The organism is Vibrio sp. 10N.286.48.C11 (genome assembly GCF_041469805.1).
In the GTDB taxonomy this organism is placed as follows: Bacteria; Pseudomonadota; Gammaproteobacteria; order Enterobacterales; family Vibrionaceae; genus Vibrio; species Vibrio crassostreae_C.
On sequence record NZ_JBFRLK010000089.1, the window covers coordinates 34,587 to 51,522 of the forward strand.

General features: G+C 44.5%; 13 protein-coding genes and 1 pseudogene. 9 read left to right on the forward strand and 5 right to left on the reverse strand.

The annotated features are described in order from the left end of the window. Positions 1–69: 69 nt before the first annotated feature. From AB4209_RS19595 to AB4209_RS19610, 4 genes and pseudogenes are all read left to right on the forward strand, one after another. A pseudogene (locus tag AB4209_RS19595) lies at positions 70–507 on the forward strand (hypothetical protein); the annotation flags it as partial. 165 nt (positions 508–672) lie between these two features. Then, the gene (locus AB4209_RS19600; protein ID WP_017070242.1) at positions 673–861 is read left to right on the forward strand and encodes a hypothetical protein; all 189 of its coding nucleotides are present in this window, start codon (positions 673–675) and stop codon (positions 859–861) included. Positions 862–1,211: 350 nt separating this feature from the next. Further along, on the forward strand, positions 1,212–1,619 hold the full coding sequence (locus AB4209_RS19605) for a SulA-like leucine-rich domain-containing protein (protein ID WP_017055178.1): 408 nt from the start codon (positions 1,212–1,214) through the stop codon (positions 1,617–1,619). 327 nt (positions 1,620–1,946) lie between these two features. After that, the gene (locus tag AB4209_RS19610; RefSeq protein ID WP_017055177.1) at positions 1,947–3,050 is read left to right on the forward strand and encodes a phosphoribosylaminoimidazolesuccinocarboxamide synthase; all 1,104 of its coding nucleotides are present in this window, start codon (positions 1,947–1,949) and stop codon (positions 3,048–3,050) included. 166 nt (positions 3,051–3,216) lie between these two features. On the opposite strand, the gene AB4209_RS19615 is transcribed toward AB4209_RS19610, so the two are convergent. Both AB4209_RS19615 and AB4209_RS19620 read right to left on the reverse strand, forming a co-directional pair. After that, on the reverse strand, positions 3,217–3,594 hold the full coding sequence (locus AB4209_RS19615; protein WP_017059766.1) for a hypothetical protein: 378 nt from the start codon (positions 3,592–3,594) through the stop codon (positions 3,217–3,219). 203 nt (positions 3,595–3,797) lie between these two features. Continuing rightward, positions 3,798–6,176, reverse strand: coding sequence for a helicase-related protein (locus AB4209_RS19620; protein WP_372056997.1), 2,379 nt, complete (start codon positions 6,174–6,176; stop codon positions 3,798–3,800). Between the two features lie 183 nt (positions 6,177–6,359). On the opposite strand from AB4209_RS19620, the gene AB4209_RS19625 reads away from it, so the two are divergent. The 3 genes from AB4209_RS19625 to AB4209_RS19635 all read left to right on the forward strand — a co-directional run bounded on the left by AB4209_RS19625 (position 6,360) and on the right by AB4209_RS19635 (position 10,611). Then, positions 6,360–8,048, forward strand: a complete 1,689-nt coding sequence (locus AB4209_RS19625; protein WP_048659542.1) for an NAD-dependent malic enzyme — start codon at positions 6,360–6,362, stop codon at positions 8,046–8,048. Between the two features lie 194 nt (positions 8,049–8,242). Then, positions 8,243–9,043: a vancomycin high temperature exclusion protein gene (locus AB4209_RS19630; protein ID WP_372056999.1), complete on the forward strand. Its 801-nt coding sequence runs from the start codon at positions 8,243–8,245 to the stop codon at positions 9,041–9,043. 197 nt (positions 9,044–9,240) lie between these two features. Further along, positions 9,241–10,611, forward strand: coding sequence for a DASS family sodium-coupled anion symporter (locus tag AB4209_RS19635; RefSeq protein WP_048607137.1), 1,371 nt, complete (start codon positions 9,241–9,243; stop codon positions 10,609–10,611). A 254-nt stretch (positions 10,612–10,865) separates the two neighbouring features. Here the strand turns inward: AB4209_RS19635 and AB4209_RS19640 are convergent, their stop codons facing one another. After that, complete coding sequence (locus tag AB4209_RS19640) at positions 10,866–12,161, reverse strand: GGDEF domain-containing protein (RefSeq protein ID WP_372057001.1); 1,296 nt, start codon at positions 12,159–12,161, stop codon at positions 10,866–10,868. Between the two features lie 302 nt (positions 12,162–12,463). On the opposite strand from AB4209_RS19640, the gene AB4209_RS19645 reads away from it, so the two are divergent. Further along, positions 12,464–13,288 carry a DUF2797 domain-containing protein gene (locus tag AB4209_RS19645; RefSeq protein ID WP_029235797.1) on the forward strand — a complete coding sequence of 275 codons (825 nt, stop codon included), beginning with the start codon at positions 12,464–12,466 and terminating at the stop codon, positions 13,286–13,288. Positions 13,289–13,420: 132 nt separating this feature from the next. Here the strand turns inward: AB4209_RS19645 and AB4209_RS19650 are convergent, their stop codons facing one another. Together AB4209_RS19650 and AB4209_RS19655 are read right to left on the reverse strand one after the other, a co-directional pair. Beyond that, positions 13,421–14,671, reverse strand: a complete 1,251-nt coding sequence (locus tag AB4209_RS19650) for a diguanylate cyclase (protein WP_372057003.1) — start codon at positions 14,669–14,671, stop codon at positions 13,421–13,423. A 346-nt stretch (positions 14,672–15,017) separates the two neighbouring features. Further along, the gene (locus AB4209_RS19655) at positions 15,018–15,902 is read right to left on the reverse strand and encodes a LysR family transcriptional regulator (protein ID WP_372057005.1); all 885 of its coding nucleotides are present in this window, start codon (positions 15,900–15,902) and stop codon (positions 15,018–15,020) included. 230 nt (positions 15,903–16,132) lie between these two features. Here AB4209_RS19655 and AB4209_RS19660 point away from each other — a divergent pair, with 230 nt between their 5' ends. Further along, positions 16,133–16,804: a type 1 glutamine amidotransferase domain-containing protein gene (locus tag AB4209_RS19660; protein WP_372057007.1), complete on the forward strand. Its 672-nt coding sequence runs from the start codon at positions 16,133–16,135 to the stop codon at positions 16,802–16,804. The last annotated feature ends 132 nt before the right edge of the window (positions 16,805–16,936 follow it).

The following is a 16,936-nucleotide window of genomic DNA, read 5'->3' on the forward strand; positions in this document are numbered from 1 at the left end:
GAAATAGACACCAGTCAGGGGGTATCTAAGCACGTTCAATCTAACCAAGCATCACGCTCTAACCTCTCCAGTTCTAACCTAACTAGCTCTGACTATATGATTGGTGCTGCGTTGGCCGTGTTGATTTCAATCATCAGCATTATTGCGACGCTCGTTATCTCAAGAAAAAGACAAGCTCTAAAGTCGGGTGATTCGCGACAGCAACAACAATCACTTGAAGCGCAGCTTAGCTCGAAGGACCTTACGATTAAGCAGCAAAAACGCCAGCTGAACACTATGTTCCACGAATTGAAGAAGCAGAAAAACAGCAAAGGTCTGAGTAATTTGCAGGTGGCCTGCGCGCTATTTGGCTACACACCTAGCTCAATCCCCGACCAGAAAAGCATCAAGATCCGATACAAACAGCTATCAAAGATCTACCATCCAGATGGTCACGGATGTGACGAAGAAATGAAACGTTTGAACAATGCGCTAAAAACCATTTTACAAAATGTTACAAAACCGTAAACAAACACACATCTTCATTTTCCTAGATCTCAAAGATATCGATTTTATTGGTGTTGCAATCGATCCCCCTCTCAAAAACGGGTAACAAACTATTAACTAATGGGTCTTACTTGTGTCATAATTTGCGCCGAAAATACACCTGACTTAAACAGGTGAGGAGAGAATATGTTCACAATAGAAGGCGTTTGTGATTGGTGCAAAAAGCCAAGCCTAGTTAAAAAGCACGACTACCTAGATGGTAAGTGTCATCATGCATGTAACGAGTGCAATGATATTGCAACCATTGATGTTCGCCAGTTCAATATTGGTGAAATTGAAATGAGAGCAAAACTCTCCCAAGCGACATTGAGATAAGCAACACCGTGAAATATAAGAAAGCGCCTAAGGCGCTTTTTTTGTGCCTGTGGTTTTAGATCTTCTTTCTTCTTTCTTCTTTCTTCTTTGTTCTCTCTTCTATACAGGTATATACAGTACTTTTCTGCAAAAACCAGTGTATACACCTGTATAAAGCTCACATTTATTCAACTTATGATACAAAACAGCAGATTCATTCAAATTTAATTTATCGAATATTTTCAATGATTTAATCATTTACCATCCATAACCTCAGACGAAATCGTCCAATAATCCCGCAAAAAACGCTTGATCTTATAAGTAACTAAAACTACTGTATACACATACAGCATGTATATAAGGACAGCAAAATGATTCAAGCACACGTTAAAGCACAACACTCTAGCCCGCTAGTTCACTGCGCATTTACATCAGTTTCTCGTAAAAGCAAAAATTCAAACGAGGAAGCGTTGTTTGCAAGAATGGCGTTGCTGTCCAATCAACATCAGTGGTTACTGTTTACGGCTCAAACACCAAGACCATCGGCTAAGCAGCTTAAGCAACATAATGTTTGCTGCGACCGCGTTATTCATATGAAAGCCTCTCATCAAATGACTGAGGTAGAGACTGTCGAGAAAGCAATCCGCTCTAAGAATGCGAGCGCGATTGTTGCAAGTGCATCGATTGATCAGTTCAGCCAACAGTACCTAAGAACATTAGGGTTACGCTTTCAATGTGAAGTCTTCTTTATGGATGCAAATTCAGAGCGTATTCACTAAGCCACCTTGCTTAATAACATGTTGGCTTAATAACATTTTGGCTCAAAAACATGGTCCACAAACATAGCTTAATCTTTTAGCTAACAAACTTAATTTAACTTAAGAAACAATTCGCCAAAACACAGTCCAAACATACTGCCTTCCCCTGCCCTACAATTCGCCCATTTTTTAGCGGATTGTTAGGCGGGGGTTTTTATTTAAACAACAGATTTAGCAATCGTTTGCTTTTTCTCTGGAAGCAAATAGTAGATTGGGTATAATGCCCGTCTAATCATGTGCACACCGCACTTCTCTGTATGACGTTTGATAAAAGATAGGAATGTCTAAATGAGCCTTGCTGATCAAGTTCTTGCCGTAAATGATGACCTACCAATCCGTACTGATAAACCTGTCCACAGTGGCAAGGTTCGTTCGGTCTACTGGTTAACTGAAGAAGATAGCCAACGACTAATTAAAGAGAAAGGCTACGATGTAGCACCAGATGCGCCTTTAGCAATCATGGTGATCAGTGACCGTATCTCTGCATTTGATTGTATCTGGCGTGGTGAAGGGAATCTTAAAGGTGTTCCAGGTAAGGGAGCGGCTCTGAATGCTATCTCTAACCACTGGTTCAAATTGTTTAAAGACAACGGACTTGCTGACAGTCATATTCTTGATATCCCTCACCCGTTCGTATGGATTGTACAAAAAGCTCGCCCAGTCATGATCGAAGCGATTTGTCGTCAATACATCACTGGTTCAATGTGGCGTGCATACGCAAACGGCGAACGTGAATTCTGTGGTATCGAGATGCCTGAAGGCCTTGAGAAAGACAAGAAGTTGCCTGAGCTACTGATCACGCCTTCAACAAAAGGGATTCTGAAAGGTATTCCTGGCGTTCCAGAAGCTGACGATGTGAACATCACACGCAACAACATCGAAGATAACTTCGCAGCATTCAACTTTACTCAAGCAAGCGACATCGCGCATTACGAAAAACTTCTTAAAGAAGGCTTCAACGTAATCAGCCAAGCGCTAGCAAAAGTAGACCAAACCTTTGTTGATACCAAATTTGAGTTTGGCTACGTCAACGATGCTCAAGGCAAAGAAAAGCTTATCTACATGGACGAAGTCGGTACTCCAGATTCATCTCGCATTTGGGACACTCAGGAATATAACAACGGCAACATCGTTGAGAATTCAAAAGAAGGCTTCCGTCAGTTCTTGCTTAACTACTTCCCTGATGCCGACATTCTTTTGAATAAAGAGCGTATGCCAGAACGTGAAGCATTGGCTCGTGACAATGAACTTCCACTGGATTCGCTAATGTCTCTGTCTCGCACTTACCTTGATATCGCAGCGAAAATCACAGGTGCGGAGATCGTACTGAGCGAAAATCCTAAGCAAGAGATCATCGATGTACTGCGCGCTGACTATGGTCTAATCGACTAGTCGCTTAATTGCTAATTGCTTAATCGCTTAATCTCAAAATAAAAAGCTCGAAAGCGAATAAGCTCGTAGACTCAAGTTTTAGATACTAAAAGGGCCTCAATATTTGAGGCCCTTTTTACGTGTACGTTTTTACTATTCCTCGAGAGAGATTATAGGCGAGCTGAAGTTACAGCTTAATCGTGAACTCTTCTCCAGAATTACCCGCAATCACTAAATGACTGCGCGATTCAATATACTCGATCTGCTCTTCTTCAAGTGAATATGGCATCACCACTTTGAGCTCATTGATCCCTTCCAGCTTAGCGAGCTTGAGTAAGGTAACAATGTTCGACTCATCACTTTTACGCGTCGACATTGATTTCAATGCCATCTGCCATAAACGATCCTCTGGGGTGCCCAGCTCTTTAATGCTATCTCGCCAGACGGTACTGAACACTGGCGCAATTGTGGTGAGTGCTTCCAGAAAAGTCCATTTTTTACTGCATGAGGCGCCAAGAAATGTTGTGTAATCGAACTCTACACGCGTCTCTTCCTGTTTATCCATGATGTCCCCCGACACTTTGGCAACACAATATACTCAATATCTATCAACTCTTTCTTTATAGCAATAGGATATAGAAGAATAGTCTTTTATGACCTTTTGATTGGTTAAAAAGGAATATAAAAATCAAACTTGTAACAAAATAAGCACTGAAAAATCATATATGCATCTATTTGATTAATATTTTAGAGATAAAACTTATCCATCTATTTGATATCAATTATTCGACTCGCTTTTTTGAACTGAATACGCCAACCAGACCATGTCGGTAGCTCCCAACGTTTTGGCGATAACTTTCGGCTACCCGACTGATAATGGACGTAAATCAGCTTTCTTGCGGGCAAGTATTCAACATCGAGTTGCAAGTCGGCAAGGCTCAATGCAAACGGGTATTTTTCCGAAAATTCTGAGTAGAGCCAAGTTGGAATGCCATCGAACGGTATGTCTGCATGATCGAACATTTCCAATTCGCTGACATCAGTAACACCTAGTACTTCAAGCTGCTCTATAAACCATAGCTCAAAGTTAATGTTCTCAATTTCTGGTGTGTATTTAGTTTGTTCATCGAGACCAAGTTTCACATACAACTGCCAGTGTTTGATTTCTTGAGTGCGAGCCTTTGCAAAACCGGGAAGCTGCTCTCCATTTAACACAAGGTCGACGATAGGTTTTAACGATAGTTGCCCTTCAGCGGCGACGAGTTTGGTTGTAATCGTGCGGCCTGCGTACACCAATGCCATCTCGGTAAAAACACCATCATCATTCACAACGGTTTCGCCTTGCTCCCACTCTCCTAGTTCAGCATCAATGAGAAGCTCAAGAGGAATGGGTGTCGTGACCGTCGCTAAGGTCAGTGTTTGCTTAACGCCTCTTCCCGGCAAGCTGTGAGTATCCAACACCAACATCGCTTGTGCATTATCAGGGAAACGGTTCTGACGACCGAGCACCACTTCTAAAACACCATTGGCAAAGGCTTCTTTCCTTTTCAGTCGGCGCACAAACACCAGTTCAGGATGCAGATTCACAATGGTCTTGAGCAATTCAATGCGTTGGAAACGTGACGCGACTTCTAGCTGAGGAAGTTCAAATACCTCCCGCATTTGCTTCGCCAATCCTTGAGCTTCATTCAGAGCCTGTTGGTCGATGTCTAAATGCGGATATTCTCGACCGCGCACAATCTGAATCAACAGGCTTAAATCACACCCTTCCTTCTCTTGTTGCGCGAGCGCTTCAAGATGTTCTGCATTGTTTGGTAACTGATACAAGCGAGCAGGAACGGACAGCGCCGCAGTGAGATCAACCATCGCCTCTTTTAATGCTTTGGTTTTGATTCGAGTAACGATATCGGCATACAAAGCATCAATCGGCAACGGATACAGCTTTTTACCATGCTCGGTAACTTGATGGTCGGCGTTAATCGCTTCCATCGTCAGCAAGGTTTGAGTTGCACTGTTGAGTGATTTCTCTGGAATAGGGTCAAGGAAGGACAAGCTCTCAAGCGGAGATCCACAACATGCTGCGGCCAACATAGGTTCGGTCAGCTCTTCACGCTGCAATTCAGGCGGTGTGACTAACTCTAACGCCGCATGCTCTCCATATAGACGCACACAAACGCCGTCCATTACCCTACCCGCGCGGCCAGCTCGTTGTTTGGCACTCGCTCGTGATATGGATTTAAGCATCAGTGTGGTTCTGCCATTACGCTGAACGGTGCGTCTCTCTAATCCTGAATCTATCACCACGCCAATGTCAGGAATGGTTAATGAGGTTTCTGCAACGTTGGTCGCAAGGATGACCTTTCTCAAACCATTACCTTCAGTATGGATATTCCGACCCGATAACGCTGAATCTCGCTCTTTATCACTAACCGACGCATGCAATTTAACAACTTGGATATCTGGATTTTTCGCTAAGGCTTGTTCGCATTGCACGATCTCTTTTTTACCCGGTAGAAAAACCAACATATCGCCAGAAGAAGCGATCAACTGATGATTAACTTCTTCCACGATGCGCTGCTCTAGATGTCGACTATCAGGCAGTGTTCTGGATTCATTCGCTCTGTGTTCAATCTCAACTAGATAAGTTCGCCCTTCACAGCTTATGCGATTCGCATCCAAATACTGAGCAAGGCGCTCACCCTCAATGGTTGCTGAAGTGATCACCAAACGATGACTCGCTTTTTGCTTCAGAATCGCCACCAGCAGATCAATGTCCCAGCGCCTCTCGTGAAACTCATCCACCACGATCACATCGAAACTAGCTAATCCATCTTCTGATAACCAACGCAGCGCGATACCGGGCGTCACAAAAACAACGTTAGTTTGCTCGTTGTATTCCGACTCAAGCTTAATCGCATAGCCCACTTTGCTACCCAACTTCTCGCTTGATCGCTGCGCGAGATATTTAGCCAGTGATGTACACGCGATGCGTCTTGGCTCCACCACTAACACTCGTCCATGTTGAGAGGCCCAAAGTGGCAGGCGCGTTGATTTACCTGATCCGGTTTCCGCCTCTACGACAAGGTGAGAATTAGCGATTTGTTCGTGGAATACGTTTTGATAAGCATCGATGGGAAGTAATGACATAAAATGGCGAGTAGCGAAAAAGTGTGAGCAAAGTATAACGAATTATCGTGTTGAAATTCGATAAGTGTGGGACAGAGGTAAGAATATCATTTTGTTTGCTCAGATCGCGGAGAAACTATTTACAATTGAATAACTAAACCGTTATCATTTTTTAGTTACCCTTTCTCCCATACTAGGCATCCAATGAACAACGATAAACGCCCTCTATATATCCCTTATGCTGGTCCTGCTCTACTAAGTACACCTCTTCTAAACAAAGGCAGCGCATTCTCTGCTGAAGAGCGCAGTTCTTTCAACCTTGAAGGTTTGTTACCGGAAACAACCGAAACAATCCAAGAGCAAGTAGGACGTGCATACAAACAATATTGTAACTTCGAAAGTGATATGGATAAGCATATCTACCTTCGTAACATCCAAGACACTAATGAAACGCTTTTTTATCGTTTAGTTCAAAACCACATCTCTGAAATGATGCCTATCATTTATACACCAACAGTTGGCGCAGCATGTGAGAACTTCTCAAATATTTACCGTCGTGGCCGTGGTCTGTTTATCTCATACCCGAACCGCGATCGTATCGATGACCTACTGAATAATGCGACAAACCACAACGTTAAAGTTATCGTGGTTACGGATGGTGAGCGTATTCTTGGTTTGGGAGACCAAGGCATCGGTGGTATGGGTATTCCAATTGGTAAGCTAGCACTTTATACAGCTTGTGGCGGTATCAGCCCAGCTTACATGCTACCAATCGTACTCGATGTGGGTACTAACAACCCTCAACGTCTTGCTGACCCAATGTACATGGGCTGGCGTCATCCTCGTATTACGGGTGCTGACTACGATGCATTCGTTGAAGAGTTCATCCAAGCGGTTCAACGCCGTTGGCCTGATGCATTAGTTCAGTTCGAAGATTTCGCACAAAAGAACGCAATGCCACTGCTTGAGCGCTACAAAGATCGCATCTGTTGTTTCAACGATGATATCCAAGGCACAGCAGCCGTAACGGTTGGTTCTCTACTTGCAGCATGTAAAGCAGCAAACAGCAAACTTTCAGATCAACGTATCACCTTCTTGGGTGCGGGTTCTGCGGGTTGTGGTATTGCTGAAGCTATCATTGCTCAAATGGTGTCTGAAGGTATCAGCGATGCACAGGCACGCTCTCAAGTTTACATGGTTGACCGTTGGGGTCTGCTACAGGAAGGCATGCAGAACTTGCTTGATTTCCAACAGCGCCTAGTTCAAACCAACGCAAATACTAAAGACTGGGAAAGCGATGGCACTGGCTTCTCACTACTAGACGTTGTTCGTCACGCTAAACCAACCGTATTGGTTGGGGTATCTGGGGCGCCGGGTCTATTCAGCAAAGAAGTCATCAAAGAGATGAACCTACACTGTGAACGCCCTATCGTGTTCCCACTGTCTAACCCAACAAGCCGTGTTGAAGCAACTCCAAACGACATTATTCGTTGGACTGATGGCCAAGCACTGGTTGCGACAGGTAGCCCATTTGAGCCAGTAACTCATAACGGCACCACTTACCCAATCGCTCAGTGTAACAACAGCTACATCTTCCCAGGCATTGGCCTTGGTGTATTGGCTGTGAATGCGTCACGTATCACTGATGAAATGTTGATGGAATCAAGCCGTGCGCTTGCTACGTGTTCTCCACTTGCTATCAATGGTTCAGGTGCGCTACTTCCACCATTAGAAGAGATTCACACCGTATCTAAGAAGATTGCTCTTGCCGTTGGTAAGAAAGCGATTGAGCAAGGTGTTGCACTAGAGATCACTGAAGAAGCTCTTCAACAAGCGATTGACCAACACTTCTGGCAGCCGGTTTACCGTCGCTACAAGCGTACTGCATTCTAATAAAGCGTGCTGCGCTCTGAATAAAAGCGTACTGCGCTTGGAATAAAGAGCGTTAACGACTCTTATATGAGCCTCTGCAATTGCAGGGGCTTTTTTCTTTAAACTGTCTTGTCTTTTTAACTGATTTTTCTCATTTTTATTTGGTATTATCGAGCACTCAAAAATTAATGCTCAGTGAAAGGACCATACCGAGAGTGAAATTTGATTCTCACATTATCCGTAGCTACATAAAAAAAGCTTACAAAAAACTGCAAGGTTTTCTGTTTGGCGCTTTCCTCGTGTTCTTAGTAGGCAGCGCTGCGGTTATTGCGATCGATTATTGGGTTTCATGGCAAGCGGAAGATCGCATCATCTACGATATAGATGAAGTGCCCGAGCTTGAGGTCGCCGTTGTGCTTGGCACGAGCAAATATTTGGGTCGAACACTCAACGACTATTATAAGCACCGAATCGAAGCCGCGATTGAGCTGTTCGATCGTGAAAAAGTGGACCAATTTCTACTGAGCGGCGATAACGCTCATCGCTCTTACAATGAGCCGTGGACGATGAAACGCGACTTGTTAAAAGCGGGCGTCCCCGAGGAACGCATCAATCTAGATTACGCGGGTTTCAGAACCTTAGACTCGATTGTTCGCGCCAAAAAGATATTCGATACCGATAACTTTCTGATCATCACTCAAAAATTCCACTGTGAAAGAGCGTTATTCATCGCCAACTCTTACGATATTCACGCGCAGTGTTTAGCCGTTTCAGGACCAACCCATCACTCGGGAAGCTCAATACGTTTACGTGAAGTGTTTGCGCGCACCAAAGCATTCCTTGATCTGTATATTATGGGGACAACGCCAAAGTTCCTTGGACCTAAAGAGCCCATTCAACCGAGTCCAAAACCGGAATCATTTCCGATCCCAAACCCTATCACCGACCCCACTGTAACCCCTGTTGTAGACCCTATAACAAGCCCGATTGCAGACCCAGCAGAGACAGATGTGTAGAAAACTACACATTTTGAATTTGTTGCCTCACACTTCCCCATTGTTAAGCAAAAACACACCAACACTCCTTTATTAACTTGAGTAACATTCTTCCAACAAAGTCTGACCCTACATCAAGCTATATACCTCGAAAATAATAAGCACAACTCAATGAAGTCGTGCACCAATACAACGAGGATAAACAAAAGGAGCGTCTTATGACGGCACTTGTTACTACACTGAAACACTGGTTGTTTACCCGCAACAGCATGATATTAATTGGTAATTTCACGCTATTTGCAGTTTTGCTCAATACCCTGCCATTCGAAGCGCAAGTGAATACAGGTTTAAGTATTCTCGTGTTCGTTGCCATTCTATGGTTAACAGAAGCTATCCACGTCAGCATCACCGCTCTGCTCGTTCCCCTATTGGCTGTCTTGTTTGGTGTATTCAACACGCCCGCAGCGCTGGCTAACTTTTCAAACCCGATCATCTTCTTATTCATGGGTGGCTTTGCGTTGGCAGCCGCACTGAACAAGCAAGAACTAGACAAAGCAATTGCTGACAAAGTACTGCTGATAGCAAAAGGCAGAATGTCGGTCGCTGTGTTCATGTTGTTCGGTGTGAGTGCGGGTCTATCTATGTGGATCTCAAACACAGCCACTACAGCAATGATGCTTCCTCTTGTTCTTGGCATCATGAACAAGGTTGACCAAAGTGAAGACCGCAACACCTACGTGTTCGTGCTACTGGGTATCGCTTACTGTGCTTCAATTGGTGGTATCGCAACCTTGGTTGGTAGCCCTCCAAACGCAATTGCGGCGGCAGAAGTTGGCTTGAGCTTCACAGAATGGATGGCACTTGGCCTACCTATCTCAATGATCTTACTGCCAATCGCGATGATCATTCTTTACGTGATGACAAAACCTAAGCTTGACCACAAATTCGAGCTAGACCATGCCCCAGTTGAGTGGACAAACAGCAAGAAAATCACACTGTCTATCTTCCTTCTAACCGTAACGCTTTGGATATTCGGTAAACCAATCAACGCAATGATTGGCGGATTCTCTAAATTTGATAGCTTAGTCGCGATTGGCGCAATTGTACTGCTTGGCGCTTCTAGAGCGGTGGAATGGAAAGATGTTGAGAAGACAACGGACTGGGGTGTGCTTATCCTGTTCGGCGGCGGTATCTGCTTAAGTAACATTCTAAAAGCGACAGGAACCAGCGTATTCTTAGCACACTCACTAAGCGGATTTTTAGAAACAGCTGGCGTACTGCTTACGATTCTAGCCGTGGTAGCATTCGTGGTATTCCTAACGGAATTTGCGAGTAACACAGCGAGTGCGGCATTGCTTGTCCCTGTATTCGCGACTATTGCTGAAGCGCTGGGTATGTCTCCGGTAATCTTGTCTGCACTGATTGCGGTTGCTGCATCTTGTGCTTTCATGCTTCCTGTTGCAACACCACCAAACGCAATCGTGTTTGGCTCGGGTCACATCAAGCAGAAAGAGATGATGCGAATCGGTATGGTGTTGAACCTAGTTTGTATCCTAGTTCTGACTCTGTTCGCTTGGATCTTCTGGTAAACACTAACGTTCTATAAGCGCATGCTTACAGGAATGCTCCCCTAAACTGGTTGAACTTCCCCCGGTTCAACCAAGACAAAAATGCCCGTTCAGCGTAAGCAAGCATTGAACGGGCATATAAAAACAAGAAACGCTTTCCCTTTTGGTGGCCCCGCGCCACCTTTTTTGTTTTGGCTTTTGGGAGAAGAACCATAAAAACGCCACACGTCACATATGCACGTGTGGCTTATAAACTCATCAAAACAATTTTCAGATTAGTGACTCAAGATCACCTGGTTTCGACCTGAATGCTTTGCTTGATATAAAGCTTCATCAGCGCGAGCAATGGTCTCTGTCACTCGCTCTTGCTTCATCTCGGCAACACCGATACTGCATGTCAGCGGATCGCCATGAACCCAAAGGTGCTGGCTAACCAATAATCGAATGCGTTCAGCTTTTATCTGCGCCTCTCCGGCTTCGGTCTCAGGGCAAAAAACAATGAACTCTTCACCACCCCATCTCACCAACTTGTCGGTAGCGCTGATCGAACTGCCCACCACCATGCTGAACTCGCGTAAAATATGGTCACCCATTTGATGTCCGTACTTGTCATTTACACTCTTGAAGTAGTCGATATCGAGATACAACATACCCAGCTTGCCATGTCCTTGCTTCACATGTTGTGACTGCATTTTCAACCAATCACGAATCGCGTGGCGGTTTAGTATTCCGGTTAACTCATCACGATGGGCCATCTCTGAAAATTCAAAATTCTGTTCTCTCAGTGCGCGATTGACGTTCTTTAAGTGGTGATGTCTTTTCTCTGCGATCACCATGCGTTTTCTTGAACGATGCAATTCTGAAAGTAAGAACACAGTACCTGTTCCGACCCAGATAAACAGCAAGATCAAGAACAAGCTTTCTGCGGTGATATACGAGCCTTCAAACTCGATGCTGCGAATAACAATTCGATGATGGCCTAGCTTCGCACCCGATGCGGTAGCAAACTCGACCATATTCACATTCGAATATTCAGGTGCAGAGTACTCTAATGCCACATCATTGTCGGCTAACCACCATGTCATCACCTGTAGATTGGCGATTGGGATTTCAATCACACCGCCATCGATTCCTGGAGAAAACTCCATGCCGTTGTACTTGTGTGTGTACTCGTCATCAGGAACAGAATAAGCAGGATTGTAGTTGCGTAGGTAAGTTCTCAAACGGCCACTAGAATCCGCTTCCGCATGGTAATCAATATTCACTCTAAAGGTGTGATACTGAGAGAGATCAAGACCTTCGGTAATATCTGGGTTGATACGAATCGATAGGCCGCAATAAGGCCAAGGGTATTCCGACTCTTTAAGTTCACAGTCGAGAATATATTGCCCATTTTCGTAGGATAATTGGGATGTACTGACGCCCCTATCAACTCGATCGCTGGTCGCGATAAATTCATATTTATCAGGGGTTATTGCTGTTATCACACGATTTCCGCTCACACGGTAATACTGCACAATGGCAAGCGTTGCGATAACGAGAAAGATAACAATCTTATGGATCCACTTCACGTCTAAGCTTCCGGCTTAAGATCCCTATAGTTGGGATTTCACGATAAAAAACAAATCAGGTAAATTAGTGATCTTAATACCAATAAATCACTAAAAAACGTTATATCACGCCCGAACAAAATGTCATACTATATTTTTATGCATGTATTTGCCGTTAATTATTCACGGCGAGAATCAAGTAATATTGCGTATAAAAGCAGACTCTATTTGTTATACTCATCGCAAATCATCGTTGACCGTATCGCCTGTTCACAAGGCGAGCGAGTGGACGAAATAATAATCAAAATACAACGAGTAATGTCATGTCTTTATTAGCAAAAGGAACACTCAAGAAGATGAGTGCTTCCCTTGATGGCGCGGTTACCTACCGTTTGCCTGTAGGCGAAGAGTTTGTAGAGCTAAACCCTCTGATTGGTAAAACCATCAACCTCACTCACACCGGCAATATTTTTTGCTGCTCATGTGGTAAGAAAACTAAGAAGAGCTACTCTCAAGGCCACTGTTTTGTGTGCATGAAAAAGCTAGCAAGCTGCGACATGTGCATCATGAAGCCAGAGACTTGTCACTACGATGAAGGCACGTGTCGCGAGCCTCAATGGGGTGAAGAGAACTGCATGGTTGATCACTTCGTTTACCTATCGAACACATCAAGCCTAAAAGTAGGTATCACTCGTCACACTCAAATCCCTACCCGTTGGATTGACCAAGGCGCGACTCAAGGTTTGCCTATCTTGAAGGTAAAAACACGTCAGATTTCTGGCCTGATCGAAGTTGAGTTAGCAAAGCACATTGCTGACAAAACCAACTGGCGCACGCTGCTTAAAGGCGACGGCGACGATATGGAATTGGTAGAAAAAGCCAAAGAACTGTTGCCGTTGGTTGAGGATAAAATCCAAGAGATCAGAGCGAAGTTTGGTGATGATGCTATCGAGATTCTGAGCGAAAACATCACTTCATTGAGCTACCCAGTTGAACAGCACCCAGTGAAGATTGTGTCGCACAACTTTGACAAGAACCCTGAAGTATCTGGTGTGCTGCAAGGTATTAAAGGCCAATACCTAATCTTAGATACGGGCGTGATTAACATCCGTAAATTTGGCTCTTACGAAGTGGAAGTGTCTGCATAACTTGTAGAACTTAAACGTTTCTTATAGTTAGAAGCGCTTAGTGAATAGCCAAAAAATAAAATGCCCTCAAGTGATGACTTGAGGGCATTTTTCGTTGTCGATCCTATTCGCTTTCGATGACGATTTTAGGCGTTAGAGCGCAACCACATCTCCGTCTACACAATTCTTGCCGTTGGCTTTCGCGCGATAGAGAGATTGATCGGTTAAATTCACGAGTGCATCAATCGTGACACCGTCTTCACAGGCTTGGCTATCACTGATTCCGATACTGACACTCGAATTAAATCGTAACTGTTCATCGATTCTGAATTCAACTTGATTAAACTGCTCTCGGATCTGATCAGACACTTGACGCGAAATCTGAGGCGACGCATTAGGGATAAATACAATGAACTCTTCACCGCCCCATCGACCTGCGACACCGCCCACAGCCTCAACATTACGCTTAGTAATATCAGCCAATGCGCAAATTACCTCGTCACCCACCATGTGCCCGTAGGTATCATTGATCGATTTGAAGTCATCGATATCAAGCAGCATACACACTAAGTGAGTCTCAGAGACAAGGTGCTCTCTCAGCCACTCATAAATCGCCCTACGGTTAAGCAAATCCGTCATTTCATCGTAATTCGCTTGGTGTACCAACTGCTTTTCCAGCATCACCTTTTGAGTCACATCTTCGAGCACAACCTGAACCGCTGGCTGACCTTTCCAAGTAATCGCATTGTCGTAAATATTGAAGAACCGATGAACGCCGTCAAAGCCAATGTTTTCAACCACGGTACTAGTACCTGACAACTCCCCTGATACGATCGCGTGATAGTGCTTGCTGATGCCATCGGCATTCTGTTTTGGTACCAGTTCAAGGATAGAGTCCAGCTCTAATACTTGCTCGATGGAAGCCGCGCCTTGCATGTTGACCCAAGATTGATTAACCATCAGCGGCTTGAAATCTCGGTGAACCAAGATGCCCTGCCCAGATTGCATGATCATGTCGTGATACATCTTATCTTGCTCACGCACCGCATTTTGCAGCTGAATCGCAGGGGAAAGATCGATCACTGTGACTTGCAGTGCAGGTCTTCCCTGCCACTCCGTCACATGGTCGATAGAAAACACGGTGAACTCTCTGCCATTACGATCAATATTGGTATAGGTGTGAACCTGAGGGTCGCGTTGACCACTGACCGTTTCAAGGTAATTTTGATAAGCTAAAACATGGTAATCTTCTGAGATTAGATCTAGAAAGCTATCGATATTAGAAAGTAGTTCTTCGGGCGATTGGTATCCATAGATGCGAGCATAGTTAGCGTCAACACTCACTACATTCATATCTTGAATAGTTATTACACCGTACGTGGATTCGAAATTTATTGAAGACATTGCCAACTCCGCACTCTAGCTACACTTCACAAACTGGAGCATAACAACACATCCTGCCAACGCTTCCACACAATCTATCACGCGCTAGGGACATTAATATGCCATCTAGTATATCGTACTGTTGCGGCCTTCTCTACAACTCAATTGCTAACACGAGTTAGTAAAAGTAGACAAGCATCTCAATCCCATTATTCGCGTCAAAAAACAGAAATAGATAACCTATACCAATGTAACCATTATCTTTTTCTACTTTTGGCCTTGAACTGATGAAAGAATCCGCTCCCAACCACTTCAAATCCTGTTCGCTATTCTTTTAAACCTGCGCACTATTCTTTAAACCTACGAACTATTCATTCCAATCAGAGAAATATGAGACTAAGAAGTCGATAGCTAACCGTGCTCTCTGTGGAAGAAAACGACGGTTCTGATAAACAATCCAACTGCTTGTGCCCGCTCCCCAATACTCTTCTAACACAGGGACGAGTTTTCCATTGCTAAGACTGCCATTGAAACTGCTTTTAGGAAGATAAACGATGCCAAGCCCCTCTTCGCAAGCTTTCAGTACAGCGCTTGAATTGTTGCTTTTCCAACGGCCATGAACTCTGACTGCGGTTAGCGGATTTCCATCGTTCTCGAACAACCACTGGTCACTGTTGGCGATAATACAGCTGTGCAGCTTGAGTTGTTCTGGATTCGCTGGAGCACCAAACTCAGCAATGTAATCTTTGCTTGCTGCCGCTGCCATCGGGCGATCAACCAGCTTTCTTGCCACCAATCCTGAATCGTCCAATCGACCATAACGAATCGCGAAATCGATGCCATCTTCGATGAAGTTAACCATCTTGGTATTGAAATTCATTTCTATGGTGAGCTCAGGATGCTCTTTAGCAAACTCCATCAGCGCCGCCGCGACATGATTTTCTGCAAACGCGCCTGCCGCACTCACACGCAGAGTACCGCTAAGCTGAGTTTGTTGAGACGTGACTTGTTCATTGGCCTGTTGTAGCCCAATCACCAAGTCTTTGCACTGTTGGTAATAAGTGTGGCCCGATTCAGTCAGGCTCACCATCCGTGTTGAACGCGCAAGCAGGGCCACTCCCACTCTCTCTTCCAACCTTGAAACCTGCCGACTCACATGGCTGGTACTGCAACCTAGCTGTTTAGCGGCTGCTGAAAAGCCGTGACATTCGGCTACCGCAACAAACTCATTAATACCTTCAAAGCTATCCATACTTCACCTGTTAACGTCTAACGAATTCACATCTGACTATTGCTATATAGCAATAATGTTTTGCCTATTCGGCATATTATCACCTAATCAGTTTGGAACTAGTATTAGATACAACAAGGCGGCGATAGCTAAGTAACAACGCGATACCTAGCGCCTAACGAAAAGCTTCAGTGCTTAACGAAAAGCGTCAGCACCTAAATAAAAAAAACAGCAGCTCAAAGGGACGAATCATGAAAAAAATACTAATACCTGTAACTAACCACGCAACACTAGGCGATACAGATCAAGCGAATGGTACTTATGCGCCTGAACTGACTCATGCTCTCAAAGAGATCATTGCTGCGGGTTTTGAGTACGACATCGCTTCTATCAAGGGTGGTAAAGGCCCATTGTACGGAACCGATATTGAAGGGGATTCAGTAAACGCTGAGATCTTGGCTGATGATGACTTCCAAAACCGCATCAACAATACGATTCCTGTAAACCAAATTAATGCAGAAAGCTACGATGCTATCTTCTACCCAGGTGGATTCGGTTTGCTTTCAGATTTAGCAACCAATGAACAGTTCGCTAGCATCGCAGCAAAGCATTATGAAGATGGTGGTATTGTCGCGGCAGTATGTCACGGCCCTGCGGCGCTGCTTCCGATTGTTCTGAGCAACGGCGAGAAGCTACTAAGCTCTAAATCGGTGACTGGCTTTACACGTGAAGAAGAGATCGACTTTGGTACGATCAACGACATTCCATTCCTACTGGAAGAGTCGCTTGCTCGTAGCGCAGCACGTTTCAACAAGGTTCAACCTTGGCAAGAGCTTGTGATTGTTGATGAGCGAGTCATTACAGGTCAGAACCCAACCAGCGCACACGCAGTGGGTGTAGCTATTGTTGAGCAGCTGTCTTGATTAAAAGCGGTCTTAATCGAATCACTGGCGTTACGTAAATAAGTAACAAGCGCTGTGAAACGAAAAAGAGCATACTCCCTACTCAATGTTCATGAGAGAAGTATGCTCTTTTCTAGGGCGTGTTGATCTTTC

Bases quoted from the DNA above. Each gene is read 5' to 3' on its own strand.
- AB4209_RS19660 (WP_372057007.1), top strand. From the start codon at position 16,133: ATGAAAAAAATACTAATACCTGTAACTAACCACGCAACACTAGGCGAT.
- AB4209_RS19650 (WP_372057003.1), bottom strand. From the start codon at position 14,671: ATGTCTTCAATAAATTTCGAATCCACGTACGGTGTAATAACTATTCAA.
- AB4209_RS19645 (WP_029235797.1), top strand. From the start codon at position 12,464: ATGTCTTTATTAGCAAAAGGAACACTCAAGAAGATGAGTGCTTCCCTT.
- AB4209_RS19635 (WP_048607137.1), top strand. From the start codon at position 9,241: ATGACGGCACTTGTTACTACACTGAAACACTGGTTGTTTACCCGCAAC.
- AB4209_RS19655 (WP_372057005.1), bottom strand. From the start codon at position 15,902: ATGGATAGCTTTGAAGGTATTAATGAGTTTGTTGCGGTAGCCGAATGT.
- AB4209_RS19620 (WP_372056997.1), bottom strand. From the start codon at position 6,176: ATGTCATTACTTCCCATCGATGCTTATCAAAACGTATTCCACGAACAA.
- AB4209_RS19600 (WP_017070242.1), top strand. From the start codon at position 673: ATGTTCACAATAGAAGGCGTTTGTGATTGGTGCAAAAAGCCAAGCCTA.
- AB4209_RS19615 (WP_017059766.1), bottom strand. From the start codon at position 3,594: ATGGATAAACAGGAAGAGACGCGTGTAGAGTTCGATTACACAACATTT.
- AB4209_RS19625 (WP_048659542.1), top strand. From the start codon at position 6,360: ATGAACAACGATAAACGCCCTCTATATATCCCTTATGCTGGTCCTGCT.
- AB4209_RS19610 (WP_017055177.1), top strand. From the start codon at position 1,947: ATGAGCCTTGCTGATCAAGTTCTTGCCGTAAATGATGACCTACCAATC.
- AB4209_RS19605 (WP_017055178.1), top strand. From the start codon at position 1,212: ATGATTCAAGCACACGTTAAAGCACAACACTCTAGCCCGCTAGTTCAC.